Source organism: Shewanella aquimarina (assembly GCF_023349185.1).
GTDB classification, from domain to species: domain Bacteria; phylum Pseudomonadota; class Gammaproteobacteria; order Enterobacterales; family Shewanellaceae; genus Shewanella; species Shewanella aquimarina.
On sequence record NZ_JAKIKY010000001.1, the window covers coordinates 410,311 to 427,880 of the forward strand.

The 17,570-nt window shown below is 58.1% G+C and carries 4 protein-coding genes; all 4 read left to right on the forward strand.

The features are described 5' to 3' along the window. Positions 1-658 precede the first annotated feature (658 nt). The 4 genes from L2731_RS01690 to L2731_RS01705 are packed head-to-tail and all read left to right on the forward strand — an operon-like array spanning position 659 to position 17,458. Entirely contained in the window at positions 659-1,513 is an 855-nt protein-coding gene (locus tag L2731_RS01690) for a transcriptional regulator (protein ID WP_249251569.1), read from the forward strand. Beyond that, the gene (locus L2731_RS01695) at positions 1,513-9,378 is read left to right on the forward strand and encodes a type I polyketide synthase (protein ID WP_249251570.1); all 7,866 of its coding nucleotides are present in this window, start codon (positions 1,513-1,515) and stop codon (positions 9,376-9,378) included. Before L2731_RS01690 ends, L2731_RS01695 begins: the two co-directional genes overlap by 1 nt. Next, a complete protein-coding gene (locus L2731_RS01700; protein WP_249251571.1) occupies positions 9,375-11,525 on the forward strand; it encodes a PfaB family protein in 2,151 nt (716 codons plus the stop codon). Before L2731_RS01695 ends, L2731_RS01700 begins: the two co-directional genes overlap by 4 nt. Next, the gene (locus L2731_RS01705) at positions 11,525-17,458 is read left to right on the forward strand and encodes a hotdog fold thioesterase (protein ID WP_249251572.1); all 5,934 of its coding nucleotides are present in this window, start codon (positions 11,525-11,527) and stop codon (positions 17,456-17,458) included. Before L2731_RS01700 ends, L2731_RS01705 begins: the two co-directional genes overlap by 1 nt. Positions 17,459-17,570 lie beyond the last annotated feature (112 nt).

Here is a 17,570-nt window from a genome sequence, read left to right on the forward strand (position 1 = left end):
ATCGGCCTCCTTTGATCTGTCATATCAAGAGGTAACAGCACCACGACCTCATTACCTACCACTCAAAATCGTGTTAGCTGCAAACAAAAACAAAGTGTTGTAATGAGGGCCTGTTGACCTTTTGAGAGCAAATTTTGTTCTAATTGAGCACGTTCAAATCGCGGCTTGAGATATAGTTATTCTATATAAAAGCCGAGTAACAAAGAGTTGAACGTGCTCAAGACGAACCCTACGGGCAGCGTCTGTATCAATTTTCTACTGCGTTATCGCTCATTGATGTAGTGCACTACATGACAATCGCTCTGCCTTGTATAAAAGCGATGCAGAATGCTGCAAAAGTGAACGCTAAAGATCAACAGGCCCTAGTCTGTTAACAACCAGTATAGGCCTGTCACCCTGCCTTGCTTTTGATCGAGATCACGCTTTAACTCACAGGGTTAATTTAGCTAACGCCCGTCACAAACAGCGAACATATGTAAGCTAAAATAGCCGGTGTCGAAGACTTTTAAGTCCCAGGTGATTGTATTGGCCCTCAAGCTACTGTAGTCTGCTGCTCTATTAACGTCAGTTCAGACGGACAACGCGGGATTATGCAGGCTAGCAGCATACCGCGACAGCGCTTGTCCCAATAGATTATTGATGGAACGCCCTAACCAGTATGCTCGAGAAGCCTAACCACAAGACGCAGCGCCGAGACTCGCAGACCGCGGCGCGAAAACTCAGCGCCAGTGAATATAGGCACAAGAATGCCACCACCACCCCTGAGATGCGTCAGTTTATCCAGGAGTCGGAACTACCGGTGAGCCAGCTGGCAAAGGTGCTCAACATCAGCGAAGCCACGGTGCGTAAATGGCGCCGGCGCGACTCCATCGAAGACACACCTAACACCCCCCACCATCTCAACACCACACTGACGCCTATGCAGGAATATGTGGTCGTGGGGCTGCGCTATCAGCTCAAGATGCCGCTGGACAGGCTGCTCAAGGTGACTCAGGAATTTATTAACCCAAACGTGTCCCGCTCCGGCCTCGCCCGCTGCCTCAAGCGCTACGGGGTATCGCGCATCCACAACATCGAGCGTCCCGAGGTGCCGGATCATTACTTCAACCAGCTGCCCATCGCCCAAGGCAGCGATATTGTCACCTATACCTTAAATCCAGAGACCCTGGCCCATACCCTGGCGCTGCCACAGGCCGACGGCGACACAGTGCTGCAGGTGGCCTCGCTCACCCTGCCGCCACAACTGGCGGACGCCGAGCCAAGCTCGGTACTTTTGGGCATAGATCCCCACAGCGACTGGCTCTACTTAGATATCTATCAAGACGGTAACACCCAGGCCACCAAGCGATACATCACCCATCTGCTTCGCCAGGGGCCGTTTCATCTGCGTAAGCTTTTGGTACGCAACTATCACACTTTCTTACAGCGCTTCCCAGGTGCCACCATGGCACAGCTAACACCCGGCGCTGACATACAGACACCTGAGCATCAGGTAGCAAGCGGAGACTCATAATGAGCCAGACCGAAACATCAAAGACGTCAAGCGATCAGCGCCTCAACAAGCGTCTGAAAGATATGCCCATTGCCATCGTTGGCATGGCGAGCATCTTTGCCAACTCACGTTATCTCAACAAATTTTGGGATCTGATCTGCGACAAGATTGACGCCATTACCGAGGTGCCAGACACCCATTGGCAGGTCGACGATTACTACGACAGCAACAAAAGCGCGCCGGACAAGAGCTACTGCAAACGAGGCGGTTTCATGCCCGAGGTCAACTTCAACCCGATGGAGTTTGGCCTGCCGCCCAACATCCTAGAGCTGACCGACACCTCACAGCTGTTGTCACTCATCGTCGCTAAAGAGGTGCTCGCCGATGCCAAGCTTCCGAGCGACTACGACAGAAACAAGATTGGCATCACCCTGGGCGTAGGCGGCGGTCAGAAGATCAGCCACAGTCTCAACGCCAGGCTGCAATATCCTGTGCTCAAGAAGGTGTTCAAGCACAGCGGTATCAGCGACGCCGACAGTGAGATGCTGATCAAGAAGTTTCAGGACCAATATGTCCACTGGGAAGAGAACTCCTTCCCCGGCTCTCTGGGCAATGTGATCGCCGGACGTATCGCCAACCGTTTCGACTTAGGCGGCATGAACTGCGTCGTCGACGCCGCCTGCGCCGGCTCGCTAGCAGCCATGCGCATGGCCCTGAGTGAACTGGTGGACGGCCGCGCCGAGATGATGATCACAGGTGGCGTCTGTACCGACAACTCCCCCTCCATGTACATGAGCTTCTCCAAGACGCCAGCCTTTACCACCAACGAGACGGTGCAGCCCTTCGATATCGACTCCAAGGGGATGATGATAGGCGAAGGCATAGGCATGGTGGCACTGAAGCGCCTCGAAGATGCCGAGCGCGATGGCGATCGCATCTATTCGGTGATCAAGGGCATAGGCGCCTCATCTGACGGTAAGTTTAAGTCTATCTATGCGCCGCGCCCAGAAGGCCAGGCCAAGGCGCTCAAGCGCGCCTACGATGACGCCGGATTTGCCCCCCACACCCTGGGACTGATGGAGGCCCACGGCACAGGCACGGCCGCCGGTGACGTGGCCGAGTTTAACGGCCTCAAGTCAGTGTTCAGCGAAGGCTGCGAGACGACCCAGCATATCGCCCTGGGCTCGGTGAAATCGCAAATTGGCCATACCAAGTCGACCGCTGGCACCGCCGGGCTTATCAAGGCGGCGCTGGCGCTACACCACAAGGTGCTACCGCCGACCATCAATGTGGACCAGCCCAATCCCAAGCTGGATATCGCCAACTCGCCTTTCTACCTCAATACCGAGACGCGTCCCTGGCTGCCACGCCCCGACGGCACCCCGCGCCGCGCCGGGATCAGCTCCTTCGGTTTTGGCGGCACCAACTTCCACTTCGTGCTCGAGGAATATCAGAGTGACCACGGCAGGGATCTGGGTGAGCACACACGTTTCCGTCAGCGCGCCGTGCCTCAAAGCCTGCTACTGAGCGCCGCCGACAAGACGGGGCTTATCGCCACTATCAGGCAGCTCGTTGCAGACGCAGAACAACAATCCCTCGACGCCCTGGCCGCTCAACATCCGCTGCGCGCGCTTGACGCCAATGCCCCGCGTCTTGGCCTGGTGGCTAGCGACACAGACAGCCTCAAGGCGCAGCTTAATCAGGCGCTAAGCCGCCTGGAAGCGGGCGATGAGGCCCACTGGTCGCTGCCTGGCGGCCTGCACTATCGCAGCAGCAGTCTGGCTAACCCTAAAGTGGCCGCGCTGTTTGCCGGACAAGGCGCCCAATACCTCAATATGGGGCTTGAGCTTGCCTGCCACTTCCCTGAGATGCGCGAGCAATTTGTAATAGCCGACAAGGTGTTTGCCAGCCAGGATAAGACGCCGTTGTCACAACTGGTGTACCCGGTGCCAGTCTTCACGACTGAGGAGCGCAAGGCACAAGAGGCACTACTGACCAATACCGCTAATGCACAGAGCGCCATCGGCGCCATCTCCATGGGACAATACACCCTGCTCAAGCAAGCCGGCTTCACGCCCGACATGGTGGCAGGCCACAGCTTTGGTGAACTCAGCGCCCTGTGCGCCGCCAGAGTAATTAGCCTCGAAGACTACTACCAGCTGACATTCGCCCGTGGCGATGCCATGGCCAGCCCAAGTGTCGAGAGTGCCGAGGGGGCCGATCGCGGTACCATGTATGCCATCATCACCAAAACCGCCGAGGATCTGACTCGACTGGAAGCTACCCTTGAAACCTTCGACGGCGTCAAGGTCGCCAACTACAACGCGCCGACCCAGTTGGTGATCGCCGGGCCGACAGATGCCACCACCCAAGCGGCCAAGGCCCTAAGCGAGCTCGGCTTCAAGGCGATTGCCCTGCCGGTATCCGGCGCCTTCCACACGCCATTGGTGGGCCACGCCCAGGCACCGTTTGCCGAGGCGATCGACAAGGTGAAGTTTGCCAAACCGGCGCTGCCTGTGTACGCCAACGCCAGCGGCGCTCGCTACGCCAATGTCGCCAAGACCATCAAGAGCGAGTTTAAGCAGCATATGCTGCAATCAGTTCGCTTTAGCGAGCAGCTAGAGGCCATGTACGCCGATGGTGCGCGCGTCTTCGTCGAGTTTGGCCCGAAGAATATTCTACAGAAACTGGTGGAGAACACCCTTAGCGACAAGCTAGATACCCTGTGCAGCATCAGCCTCAACCCTAATCCTAAGGGCGATAGCGACCTGCAACTTCGTCAGGGCGCCATGCAGCTTGCCGTCTGCGGCATCGCACTGGATGAGATAGACCCGTACCAAGCCGAACCGGCCCAGGCCGAGCCTGTCTCCCCCATGAATATCACGCTCAACGCGACCAACTACATCAGCCCGGCGACCCTGGCGAAGATGGAAAAATCCCTTAATACGGGCACCATCACGCCACAGACCCGAGTGCAAGAGAAGATAGTGGAAGTTGAAAAACTGGTCGAAGTCGAAAAAGTTGTCGAAAAATTTGTAGAAGTAGAGAAGATAGTGGAAAAATCGATCCCCGCAGCCCAAGCGCCACAGGCCAATGACTCCCATGGCTCAGTCATCAATACACCTGCCATCCAGCCGTTACAGACAATGGCAGGCGATGATGCCCTGACGGCGCTGTTCGCCGCCCAGCAACAGACGGCTCAGCTGCATCAGCAGTTCCTGACCATACCGCAGCAATATGGCGAGACAGTCACTCAGCTGATGACGGCTCAGGCTCAGATGGCGGCTGCCGGTGTCGCGATTCCAGAGAGCCTGCAGCGCGCCATGGAGCAGTTCCACCAGCACCAGGCGCAGACGCTACAGAGCCATACGCAATTCCTCGAGATGCAGGCCCAGAGCAATCAGAGCGCCCTGCAACTGATGGGACAAGGCGGTCAACCGCTAACGCCTACAGTGCAAGCCGCGCAGATAGCGACGCCTGTTATTCAGCCTCAACCTCGGTCGGCAGAAGCGCCCGCCGTCCAGAGCGCTCCTGTAGCGGCATCGGCACCAGTGATGCAGCAAGTGCAACAGGCGCCTCAGACGCCTGTTGTAGCAGCACCAGTTCATACCGCAGAGGTTCAGGCGCCTGTGCCTGCGACCCCAAGCACTGCTGCAAAATCGAGTGCAGACGAGATTCAGAAGACAATGCTTGAGGTGGTCGCCGACAAGACAGGTTATCCCACGGAGATGCTGTCGCTTGAGATGGATATGGAGGCCGACCTAGGTATCGATTCCGTCAAGCGGGTGGAGATCTTAGGCACAGTGCAAGATGAGCTGCCGAGCCTGCCTGAGCTGAGCCCGGAAGATCTGGCAGAGTGCCGCACACTGGGCGAGATCGTGGCCTATATGGAAAGCAAGCTGCCCGCCGAAGGCGCTCACATTTCAGAAGCCGCCGCAGGCGCTATGAACAGCCAACAGCCGACAGCACAAACTCAAGCGGGCGCTGGTTTGTCATCATCACAGGTGCAGCAGACCATGCTCACCGTGGTAGCCGACAAGACGGGCTACCCCACCGAGATGCTGTCGCTAGAGATGGATATGGAAGCCGACCTAGGTATCGATTCCATCAAGCGCGTCGAGATCTTAGGCACTGTGCAGGATGAGCTGCCGGGACTGCCTGAACTCAGCCCAGAAGATCTGGCCGAGTGCCGCACCCTAGGTGAAATCGTCGACTATATGAACAGTAAACTGTCTGCCGCTGGTGCTCACATTTCAGAAGCCGCCGCAGGCGCTACTCAACAACCCGCTGCAGGCGCTATAGCCACTGAAGCTCAAAGCGCAGCAGCAGGCTTGTCATCGACAGGCTTGTCATCTGAATTAGTACAGCAGACCATGCTGGCCGTGGTCGCCGACAAGACGGGCTACCCCACCGAGATGCTGTCGCTGGAGATGGACATGGAAGCCGATCTCGGCATCGACTCCATCAAGCGGGTGGAGATCTTAGGCACTGTGCAAGATGAGCTGCCAAGCCTGCCGGAGCTGAGCCCAGAAGATCTGGCCGAATGCCGCACCCTGGGTGAGATCGTTAGCTATATGAACAGCAAGCTGCCAGCCGCTGGCGCTCACATTACCGAAACCGCCGCAGGCGCTACTCAACAACCCGCCGCGGGCGCTGTAGCCAACCAAGAAACAACAAGTTTATCATCTGAATTAGTACAGCAGACCATGCTGGCCGTGGTCGCCGACAAGACGGGCTACCCAACTGAGATGCTGGCCCTCGAGATGGATATGGAAGCCGACCTTGGCATCGACTCTATCAAGCGGGTCGAGATCTTAGGCACAGTTCAAGATGAACTGCCGGGTTTGCCGGAGCTTAGCCCGGAAGATCTGGCCGAGTGCCGCACCCTGAGTGAGATCGTGGCGTATATGAACAGCAAACTGCCCGCCGCTGGTGCTCACATTACAGAAACCGCCGCTGGCGCTACAGTCAGCCCAGAGGTTCAAAGCTCTGATGCGACTGATAGCCTGTCATCAACACAGGTACAGCAGACCATGCTGAGCGTGGTGGCCGACAAGACGGGCTACCCAACCGAGATGCTGGCCCTTGAGATGGACATGGAGGCCGACCTTGGTATCGACTCAATTAAACGGGTCGAGATCTTAGGCACAGTGCAAGACGAGCTACCGGGACTACCGGATCTCAACCCAGAAGATCTGGCCGAGTGCCGCACCCTGGGTGAGATCGTGGCGTATATGAACAGCAAACTGTCCGCCGCAGGCGCGATAGTTGATACGACAAGCAGCCAAGAGCAGAGCGCCTCGGTTACCCAGGTACAAGCCATCTCCGCCGAGCCTTTAGTCGAGTTACCGCCTCACAGCGAGGTGGCGCTAAAAAAGCTTGAAGCGGCGAAGCCTGATGCCGAGGGTTTCGCCGCCAATGCTACCCTGGTGATCCGAGACGATGGTCACAACGCCGGGGTACTGGCCGAGAAACTCAGCAACAAAGGGCTCAAGGTCGTGGTTGTGCGCCTGCCAGAAGGTCAGCCTCAGTCACCGCTGAGCAGCGCCATCGCCAGCTGGCAGCCAGAAGGGCTGGCTGAACAAGATGTGGTGCAGGCGATAGAAGGAATTAGCGCTGACCACGGTAATATTGCGGGTTTTGTACACCTACAGCCTCAGCAGGAGGCCAACGCTGTCTCAGGGCTACAACTGACCGACGCTGGCTTTAGCCACCTGAGTTCGGCGTTCCTCTGGGCCAAGCATCTGCAGGCGCCATTGAGCGCGCAGACGGGTCGTCGCTGCTTTGTCACCGTCAGTCGTATCGACGGCGGCTTCGGCTACCTGGATGCTAAGCAACTGGCCAAGAGTGAACTCAATCAGGCCGCGCTTTCGGGTCTCACCAAGACTCTGAGTCATGAATGGCCAGGCATCTTCTGCCGCGCGTTGGACTTAGCGCCAGAGATGAGCGCGGCGCAGCTGGGCGATGCCCTACTCGCGGAGCTCATGGACAGCGACAGCGGTCTCAACGAGGTCGGTATCAGTGTCGATGCCGGCGGCAAACTGTGCCGTCATCGGCTACAGCCGGGTGAAGCGACGATAAAAACCGCAGAATCCCAGCTAGATAGCTCAGATAAAATACTGGTGACCGGGGGCGCAAAAGGGGTGACCTTCGAATGTGCCCTGGCACTGGCTAAGCGTTGCCAGTCGCACTTTATCCTGGCCGGTCGCAGCGAACATATTAGCGCGAAGGATCTACCAGACTGGGCCCAGGGCAAGGCAATTGGCGAGCTTAAGCAGGCCGCAATCGCTCATCTACTCGCCAGCGGCGAGAAGCCGACGCCTAAACAGGTCGACGCTCTCATCTGGCCGGTAAAGAGTAGCCTTGAGATCCAGGCCGCCCTCAACGCCTTCGAGGCGGTGGGTGCATCGGCAGAGTATCTGGCGATGGATGTCAGCAAGGCCGAGGCGATCGAGCTGGCCCTAGGCACCATCAATCAGCTAACGCCAATTACAGGACTCATCCATGGTGCGGGCGTACTGGCCGATAAACACATACAAGACAAAACCTTAGATGAGCTTGCGCGAGTCTACGGCACTAAGGTGGCCGGGCTTAAGGCGCTGCTGAGCGTGATCGATCCCGCCCAGCTCAAGCTGGTTGCCCTCTTCTCTTCGGCGGCGGGTTTCTATGGCAACACAGGCCAGAGTGACTACGCCATGGCCAACGAGATCCTTAACAAGGCGGCACTGCAACTGACTCAGATAAACGAGCAGACCAAGGTGATGAGCTTTAACTGGGGCCCCTGGGATGGCGGCATGGTCAATCCTGCGCTGAAGAAGATGTTTGTCGATCGCGGCGTCTATGTGATCCCACTGCAGGCGGGTGCCGAGCTGTTTGCCACCAAGTTGCTTGGCGACAGCGGCGTGCAGCTGCTAATCGGCAGCGACATGCAAGGCAACACAGCTAAAGCCGATGAGGCAAGCTCATTAAAAAAGCCTGATGCGGATGAGGTGTTCGTCGCACAGCATCCGCTGCCGCCTGTCACCTTAACGCGCCAGTTAACGCCCGCGACCATGGCCTTTGTCTCAGACCATGTGATCGGCGGTAACCCGGTATTACCGACGGTTTGTGCTATCCAATGGATGCGTGAAGCCGCTCGGGCGCACATTGGCGCCCCGGTAAAGGTGCGCAGCTATAAGCTGCTCAAAGGCATTATTTTCGACACCGAAGCGCCGCAAACCTTAGTGCTTACGCTAACCCCTGAATATACCGGCGATAGCCTGACGGCCATTCAGGCCTTAATAAGCAGCGAGGGACGGCCGCAGTACCAGGCGAGCCTTTGTTTGATGGATAGCGAGGACTGCTCGGCGCCAATCAAGGCCTTCGAAGGGCAGTACAATGGCGAGGCGGTCACCGATGCCAGCACGCTCTACAGTGACGGCACCCTGTTTCATGGGCCAAGACTGCAGGGATTGGATAAGGTTGTGAAGTTCGATGAGCAGGGGCTTATCGCCTCTGTTAGCCTGCCCCTGGTGCGCGAAGCCGATTGCGGCGAGTTTGTACCTAGCCTAAGCAGCGCAGGCTGTCAGCCTTTTGCCGAAGATCTCTTGCTCCAAGCCATGTTGGTCTGGGCAAGGCTCAGCTATGGGGCGGCCAGTTTGCCATCGGCCATCGAAGAGTTCATCAGTGTGCAGCCGATCCACGGCGGCGAAACCGGCTATATTGAGCTGAACGTAGTCAAGAGCAATCGCAGAAGCCTGACGGCCGATGTGGCGCTTTATCATCAAGATGGCCGCCTGAGCGCCCTGATGAAAGGAGCCAGGATCACCATCAGCTCAACCCTCAATGCTGCCTTCGTACCACACGGTGCGCGCGGTGAAACGGCCAACGAGGAGGCGACGCAGTGACCCAGGAGTTTGGCCAAAAGGTAAGCAATGCTAACGCTAACAGCGAAGGCGCTACCCCACTGCGGGTAGCCCTCTTGCTGTTGCCAAAAGATGCAGCCTTGCCCGATACCTTAGCCAATCAGCCAGTTCGGGAGCTGCAAGTTAACCAAATTGAGCCTAAGTTAACCGAGACTGAGCAGACTGAGAATAAGCTGGCTCAGACGCTAGAGCTGGCAGTGAGCTGGGTCACCGTAGGCGATCTGGTATGCCTGCATGGCGCCCAGCAAACATTGCTGCTGATGCCATCGCTCAAGGCGGCACAGCACAAGCTGCACCCTCATGCTCATCTAGCGGCGCTGCAATATGGTCAAAGCCAGCGCAGTGCACTGCAAGGCGCGCTGGCACAGGCCAAACGCCAACCGGATAGTGTTCAGTGCAGAGCGCATATCAATGACATGAACAAGGGCTTCGACGCCTTGTGTCGCCTGATCGCTGATATTGCACAGCGAACCATTAGGCGTTCAGAGAGTCGGCGTCACTATTGGTTTACCGAGCCCTATCAAGGGCGAGTGGCGACGCTTACCCTGGAGAATACCCAGCCTCAGCAAGGGAAAGCGCAAACTCATCTGGCCATGGTGCTGACACAGGGCACAGGCCGGCTCAAGGCGCGTTCGCTACTGTCGGCCAGCCAGCTGTTCTTTCTGCTACCCGGTAGCAGTGAAGCCGCGCTCAACCAAGGTCTCTGGGCCCTGGCGGCGGCCTTGGATAAGCTCGCCTTATCACAGAACCAGCCCTTAGCGCGGGAGATGGCGATCATTGAACTGATGCAGCAAAATCTCGATGCCTTTGTCACCAGCGGCCCGACACGTTTTGTGATCTGTTTACAGGCCATAAGTATCGAGGCGCTTGGGCAGGAGATCACCGCCATGAGCCAGGCGCTGGCCAAGGTCTGTAAGGAGAAAGGGGAATACCGTACGCCATCGGGTAGCTATTTCAGCGCCGCGCCGCTGGGTCAGGCCAAGCTGGCCTTCGTTTATCCCGGCGTTGGCACCATCTACCCAGATATGCTGCATGAGCTGCACAGCTACTTTCCGGCCCTGTTTAGCCGCTTGCAGCAGCAAGGAGATCTCAAGGCGATGCTGCAGGCCGATATGATCTATCAAGAAGATAAGGCCGACACTCAGCAGATGCCTCTAAGCAAGATGGCCATTGCCGGTGTGGGCGCCAGCTACCTGCTGACCAAGCTCTTGGTGGATGAATTTGCAGTGCAGCCTCACTTTGCCCTGGGTTACTCCATGGGTGAAGCCGCCATGTGGGCCAGCCTGGATGTGTGGCAAGATCCCCATAGCTTGATCGATAAGACCCTGAGCGATCCCCTGTTTACCGAGGAGATCTCGGGTCCGCTCAAGGCGGTTCGTCGTCACTGGCAACTGTCAGACAAGGACCCTCTCGAATGGAACAGTTTTCTGGTGCGATGCCAAGGCGATGATATTCAGCCTTTACTGGAGCGTTACCCCAGAGTCTATCTTGCCATCACTCAAGGGGATACCTGCGTGATCGCTGGCTGTCAGGCCAGTTGCCAGGCCCTGTTACAGGAACTGGGTAAGCGTGGCATAGCCGCCAACCGCGTCACCGCCATGCATACGCCACCGGCCTTAAGCCTGCAGTCGCAGGTGCAGGCCTTCTATCGTCAGGTGATCATGAAAGAGGCCGCCGAGCATCCGGTCAAATTTATCAGCGCCGCCAGCCTCATCGATGGCCAAGATGGCGCCGTCAACGAGACCCAGGCCCTCAGCGCCGAAGCGATCGCGACCTCGATAGCCAAGACCTTCTGTCATCGCCTCGATTTTGAGTCACTCATCCAGAGCGCAACCCATCAGGGGGCTGCGCTATTTGTCGAGGTTGGTGCCGACAGACAAAACTGCACTCTGATAGATAAAATTCTAAAAGCCAGCGAGCCCCCCCACGTCAGCGTGCCGGTCAATGCCCGCGGCGCAAACGAGGTGATCACCCTGCTCAAAGCCTTGGGCACACTGATCAGCCACAGAGTTCCCGTCAGCCTCACGGTGCTGCAACTGGGACTCAAGCGTGAACTGGCTAAGCTGCAACAACGCAGCGCTCAAGGTGAGCCATCGCTCGCCAATCCCCTATTTCAAGAGGAAGTCTAATGCCTTCAAATGAAGCGCCTTCAGCCAAACAAGTGCCCCCAAAGACCCGAGGTCATGGCAAGATTGCCATCGTGGGTCTGGCAAACCTCTATCCGGACGCCAAGACCCCTAAGCAGTTTTGGCAGAACCTGCTCGACAAACGCGACTCTCGCTCACAATTAAGCGACGAGAAGCTCGGCGCCCACTTGGACGATTATCGCGGCGAGCAGGGCGAGGCCGATCGCTTCTACTGCGACAAGGGCGGCTATATTCAGGATTTCCATTTCAATGCCTACGGCTACCAGCTGCCCCCCGAACAGCTGCAAGGGCTGGACGACAGCCTCTTGTGGGCCCTGGACACCAGCCGCAATGCCCTGCTCGATGCGGGTATCGAGCTGGACTCGCCCCTGCTGTCGCGCACAGGCATCATAATGGGCACCCTCTCGTTTCCAACGGCCAAGTCGAACGAGCTGTTTCTGCCCCTCTATCATAAGGCGGTAGAGAAAGCGCTTAAGCAGAAGCTGGCCTGCCCAGACTTTCACCTAAGCCCCTTCAAGGCGCATCAGGGCAACCACACCCTGGACTGTGCCAATGGCGCCATCGCCCACAACGCCTCTAAGCTAGTGGCCGATGCCCTTGGGCTGGGCCGGGTCTCCCTGAGCCTGGACGCCGCCTGCGCCAGCTCTGTCTACTCCCTCAAACTGGCCTGCGATTATCTCAGCAGCGGTAAGGCGGATCTCATGTTGGCAGGCGCTGTGTCCGGCGCCGATCCCTTCTTCATCAACATGGGCTTCTCCATCTTCCACGCCTATCCGGATCATGGTTTCTCCGCCCCCTTCGACAGCAACACCAAGGGGCTGTTTGCGGGGGAAGGCGCCGGTGTACTGGCACTGAAACGCCTGGAAGATGCCGAGCGCGATGGCGATAAGATCTATGCAGTCATTGCGGGCATAGGCCTGTCGAACGACGGCAAGGGGCAGTTTGTGCTCAGCCCCAACAGCAAGGGCCAGGTCAAGGCCTTCGAGCGCGCCTATCGCCAAAGTGGCTTAGCCCCCAAGCAGATAGAGGTGATCGAGTGTCACGCCACTGGCACCCCGCTGGGGGACAAGGTAGAACTGGCCTCCATGGAGCAGTTCTTCGCACCTCATCTAGAGGATGCGAAGCCGCCGCTTATAGGCTCCGCCAAGTCTAACCTGGGCCACCTGCTGACCGCCGCCGGTATGCCGGGGATCATGAAGATGATCTTTGCCATGAATCAGGGTCAGTTGCCCCCAAGCATCAACCTCAGTGAGACAATCGCCTCACCAAACGGCCTGTTTGGCAGCCACACCCTGCCAAGGGAGGTCACCCCCTGGCCGGTTAAGGTCGAGAATACAGCTCGCCTGGCCGGGGTATCTGTATTTGGTTTCGGCGGCTGTAACGCCCACCTCTTGCTGGAATCCTATGAGCAGGCGGCCGACTCAGCCGCCAAGTCCGCGCCGCAACAGGCCCTAGCGAATCGAGAAGCAAGTACAGAAACCGCACCCACTCGGCCCGAGCTGATGATCAGCGGCCTCGCCGCCCACTTCGGCCCTCTTACCGACATTCAGGCCATGGATGCCTGCCTCAAAACAGGCCGCGATCCCGCCATCTCTCTGCCGGCAAGACGCTGGAAGGGACTGGATCAACATCCTGAGCTACTGGCCCAATTTGGCCTGAACCATGTGCCCCAGGGCGCCTACGTCGACAGCTTCGAGCTGGATTTCCTGCGCTTTAAGCTGCCGCCAAATGAAGATGATCGCCTCATCGGCCAGCAGCTGATGCTGATGAAGGTCACCGACGAAGCGATTCACGACGCCGGGCTGCAAGCCGGGAAGAAAGTCGCCGTCCTGGTCGCCATGGAGACTGAGCTGGAACTGCATCAGTTCCGCGGCCGGGTCAACCTGCACACCCAGCTCAAGCAGAGTCTGGAAGCCATGGGCGCTACCCTGAGCGAGGCGCAATATCGCGAGCTCGAGGCCCTCACCATGGACAGCGTCCTCGACGCCGCCAAGCTCAACCAGTACACCAGCTTCATCGGTAACATCATGGCCTCGCGCATAGCCGCCCTGTGGGACTTCAGCGGCCCGGCCTTTACCATCTCGGCGGGTGAGCAATCTGTCGCCCGGGCCATAGATGTCGCCGAAAACATGATGCAACATGAACAGCTTGATGCCGTGGTGATCGCCGCGGTCGATCTCTGTGGCAGCCTAGAGCAGGTGATGCTGAAAAATGCTATCGCCCCCGTCGCCAGCCCGGCCAACCCCGAAGGCTGGCGACTGGCCGAGGGTGCCGGCGCCCTGGTGCTGGAAACCCAGGCGAGCCAAGACGCTCGTGGCGCCAAGGCCTATGGCCAGCTAACCGGCCTGCATTTTGGCGCCCAGTGCCAACTCGCCCGCCTTGGCGATCAGCTCCTGAGCCAGAGTATCAGAGCGCAAAACAAAAGCGGCACCACGGCCGAACAGGTCGGCCTCACCGATCTCAACGTCGCGCCTGGCAGCCAATACGGCGAACAACAGCTAATGGCCATGCTGCCGCTCCCCACGGCCAAACAGGTAGCAAGCAGTCGGCGACTCGGTCACAGCTTTGCTGCCGCCGGCATGAACAGCCTGATCACCACGCTGCTGACCATGGCCCATGAGAATGTGCGTCAGGCGATTTCGGTCACTTGCAGCGAAGATCAGGCCGCGCTTATCCAGCTTAGCCAGAACCAGGCCCAGGCAAGCGCCCTGACCGAGCGTCTGGCCCAGCCGCTGCCGCAACCTGAGCGCCGCCTGATAAAACGGGTCAGCCTGGGCGGGCGGGATCTGGTGGAGCACATCATAGGGTCGCCCCTGAGTCAGCAGGCCGAGATACAGGCACAGCTGCAAAGCGGCCTGTTGCAAGACGCAGGGAGCTTAACAGGGAAGCCATCTCGGCATCAGCCGCCGCAAAAATTGATCAGCTACCTAGGCGAGAGTAACACCGCCTCTACCGCTAACGAATCACAACATGCACCCGCAAATTTGGGTGCAGCAGGTATGTCACACACTATGAGTCCAAAAACAGCTCAAGCGCCAAGTCTTCAGGCAAGCGCAAGCGATAAAGGCGCTTTTTCACAGCTTCAGCATCAAGCCGCTCTATATCAAGAGCAAAACCAGCAACTGGCGCGTCAGGCTCACCTCGCCTACCTCAAGAGCCGGGAAAGCGGGCTGAAACTGGCCGATAGCCTGCTCAAACAGCAACTGGCCCTGGCGCAGGGTCACAGCGCGGCCCCTCAGACGGCCCAGGCGCAAGCCTCGACGCAGCTAATCACGCCACAATCAACTCCACAATCGGCACCACAGCAGACGCTGCAGTCAGCAGCAACGACACCATTACAGCCGAGGCATCATCTGGTCGCCCCTTACCGCGCCCCCGTCCCCGAGCATAAGCCCTGCATCTGGGATTATCATGATCTGGTGGAATACGCCGAGGGGGATATCGCCAAGGTATTCGGCCCAGAGTATGCGGCGATCGACGGCTATTCTCGCCGGGTGCGCCTGCCGACCACAGACTATCTGCTGGTATCCAGGGTGACCAAGCTGGACGCCAAGCTGGGCGAATATAAGCCCAGCACCATGACCACAGAGTACGACATCCCCGTCGATGCCCCTTATCTGGTGGACGGCCAGATCCCCTGGGCGGTCGCGGTCGAATCGGGTCAATGTGACCTCATGTTGATCAGCTACCTGGGCATAGATCTCGAGAACAAGGGCGAGCGTGTCTACCGCCTGCTGGACTGTACTCTCACCTTCTTAGGGGATCTGCCACGCGGCGGTGATACCCTGAGATATGAGATAAAGATCAACAACTTCGCCCGCAACGGCGACACCCTGCTATTCTTCTTCTCCTACGAGTGTTTCGTCGGCGATACCATGATCCTCAAGATGGATGGCGGCTGCGCCGGCTTCTTCACCGACGCCGAGCTGGCCGACGGTAAAGGGGTTATCCGCACCGAAGAGGAGCTGCTGGCCCGTAGCCGCGCCGCCAAGCAGACCTTTAATCCTATCCTGGACTGCCCACGCACCCAGTTCGATTATGCCGACATCCACAAGCTGTTATCGGCCGATATCCGAGGCTGCTTCGGCCCCTCCCACGCAGGACCTGCTCAGCCTTCACTCTGCTTCGCCTCGGAGAAGTTTTTGATGATCGAGGCGGTCAGCAAGGTCGAGCGAAACGGCGGCGCCTGGGGACTGGGCCTGGTAGAGGGCCACAAACAGCTGGAGCCGAATCACTGGTATTTCCCTTGCCACTTCAAGGACGATCAGGTGATGGCCGGCTCGTTGATGGCCGAGGGCTGTGGCCAGCTGCTGCAGTTCTACATGTTGCACCTTGGCATGCACACCCAGACGCAAAATGGCCGCTTCCAGCCACTGGAAAACGCCTCGCAGAAGGTGCGTTGTCGCGGCCAGGTGATCCCGCAATCGGCCCAGCTCACCTACCGCATGGAAGTGACCGAGATAGGCTTTAGCCCGCGCCCCTATGCCAAGGCCAATATCGATATCCTGCTCAATGGCAAGGTGGTGGTCGACTTCCAGAATCTGGGGGTGATGATCAAGGAAGAGGCCGAGTGTACCCGCTATCCTGAGCTGGAAAGCCGCGACATAATCAATACACAGGCTAAGGCCAATCAGGGCGCCTCGAGCAGTGCACCGCTGATGACTAATGCCCCGCTGATGGCTCAAATTCCCGATCTCAACGCAGAGCCTAACAAGGGGGTGATCCCGCTCACCCACGTAGAGGCCCCGCTCATCCCGGATTATCCGAACCGGGTGCCCGACACTGTGCCTTTTACCCCCTATCATTTGTTCGAGTTCGCCACCGGCGACATCGAGAAGTGCTTCGGTCCAGAGTTTGCTATCTACCGTGGCATGATCCCGCCGCGCACCCCCTGCGGTGACTTGCAGCTCACCACACGGGTGATAGAGGTCAATGGCCAGCGCGGCGACTTTAAGCGCCCTGCCAGCTGTATCGCCGAGTATGAGGTGCCTCAAGATGCCTGGTATTTCGATGCCAACAGCCATCAGGCGCTGATGCCCTACTCTGTGATGATGGAAATCGCCCTGCAGCCAAATGGCTTCATCTCGGGCTACATGGGCACCACACTCGGTTTCCCAGGTCTCGAGCTCTTCTTCCGCAACCTAGATGGCAGCGGCGAGCTGCTGCGCAAGGTGGATCTGCGGGGCAAGACGATTGTTAACGACTCGCATCTGCTCTCCACCGTGATGGCGGGTACCAATATCATTCAGAGCTTCAGCTTCGAACTCAGCACAGATGGCGAGCCCTTTTATCGTGGCACAGCGGTGTTCGGTTACTTCAAGGCCGAGGCGCTTAAAGATCAGCTGGGACTGGATAACGGCAAGACGACGCAGCCCTGGCATCAGGCCAAGGGGATAGCGCCGGACATCAGGGTCAACCTGCTGGACAAGGGCGGCCGCCACTTTAACGCCCCTGCCGGTCAGCCCCACTATCGTCTGGCGGGCGGTCAGCTTAACTTCATCGACAGCGTCGAGATTGTCGATAACGGCGGCAGCCACGGCCTGGGTTACCTCTACGCCGAGCGCACCATAGATCCCAGCGATTGGTTCTTCCAGTTCCACTTCCATCAGGATCCTGTGATGCCTGGCTCATTAGGCGTTGAAGCCATCATAGAAACCATGCAGACTTATGCCATCAGCAAAGACTTGGGCGCCGGGTTTAGTAACCCGAAATTTGGCCAGATCCTCTCCAACATCAAGTGGAAGTATCGCGGCCAGATCAACCCGCTCAACAAGCAGATGTCGATGGATGTCAGCATCACCTCGGTCGAGCGACAGGCAGACAAGCTGGTGATCACAGGCAATGCCAGCCTGAGCAAGGATGGCCTGAGGATCTACGAGGTCAGTGACATCGCCATCTGCATCGAAGAAGCGTAAATCGCGAAATAAATTGAGGGAATGCCGAGCCACAACCTCGGGCTCGGCGCTCACTCTAAGCAAGCATCATAAGAAAATCGGTCGATGCGAGCGCACCATGCCAGATGAAAGG

Bases quoted from the DNA above. Each gene is read 5' to 3' on its own strand.
- L2731_RS01695 (WP_249251570.1), top strand. From the start codon at position 1,513: ATGAGCCAGACCGAAACATCAAAGACGTCAAGCGATCAGCGCCTCAAC.
- L2731_RS01705 (WP_249251572.1), top strand. From the start codon at position 11,525: ATGCCTTCAAATGAAGCGCCTTCAGCCAAACAAGTGCCCCCAAAGACC.
- L2731_RS01690 (WP_249251569.1), top strand. From the start codon at position 659: ATGCTCGAGAAGCCTAACCACAAGACGCAGCGCCGAGACTCGCAGACC.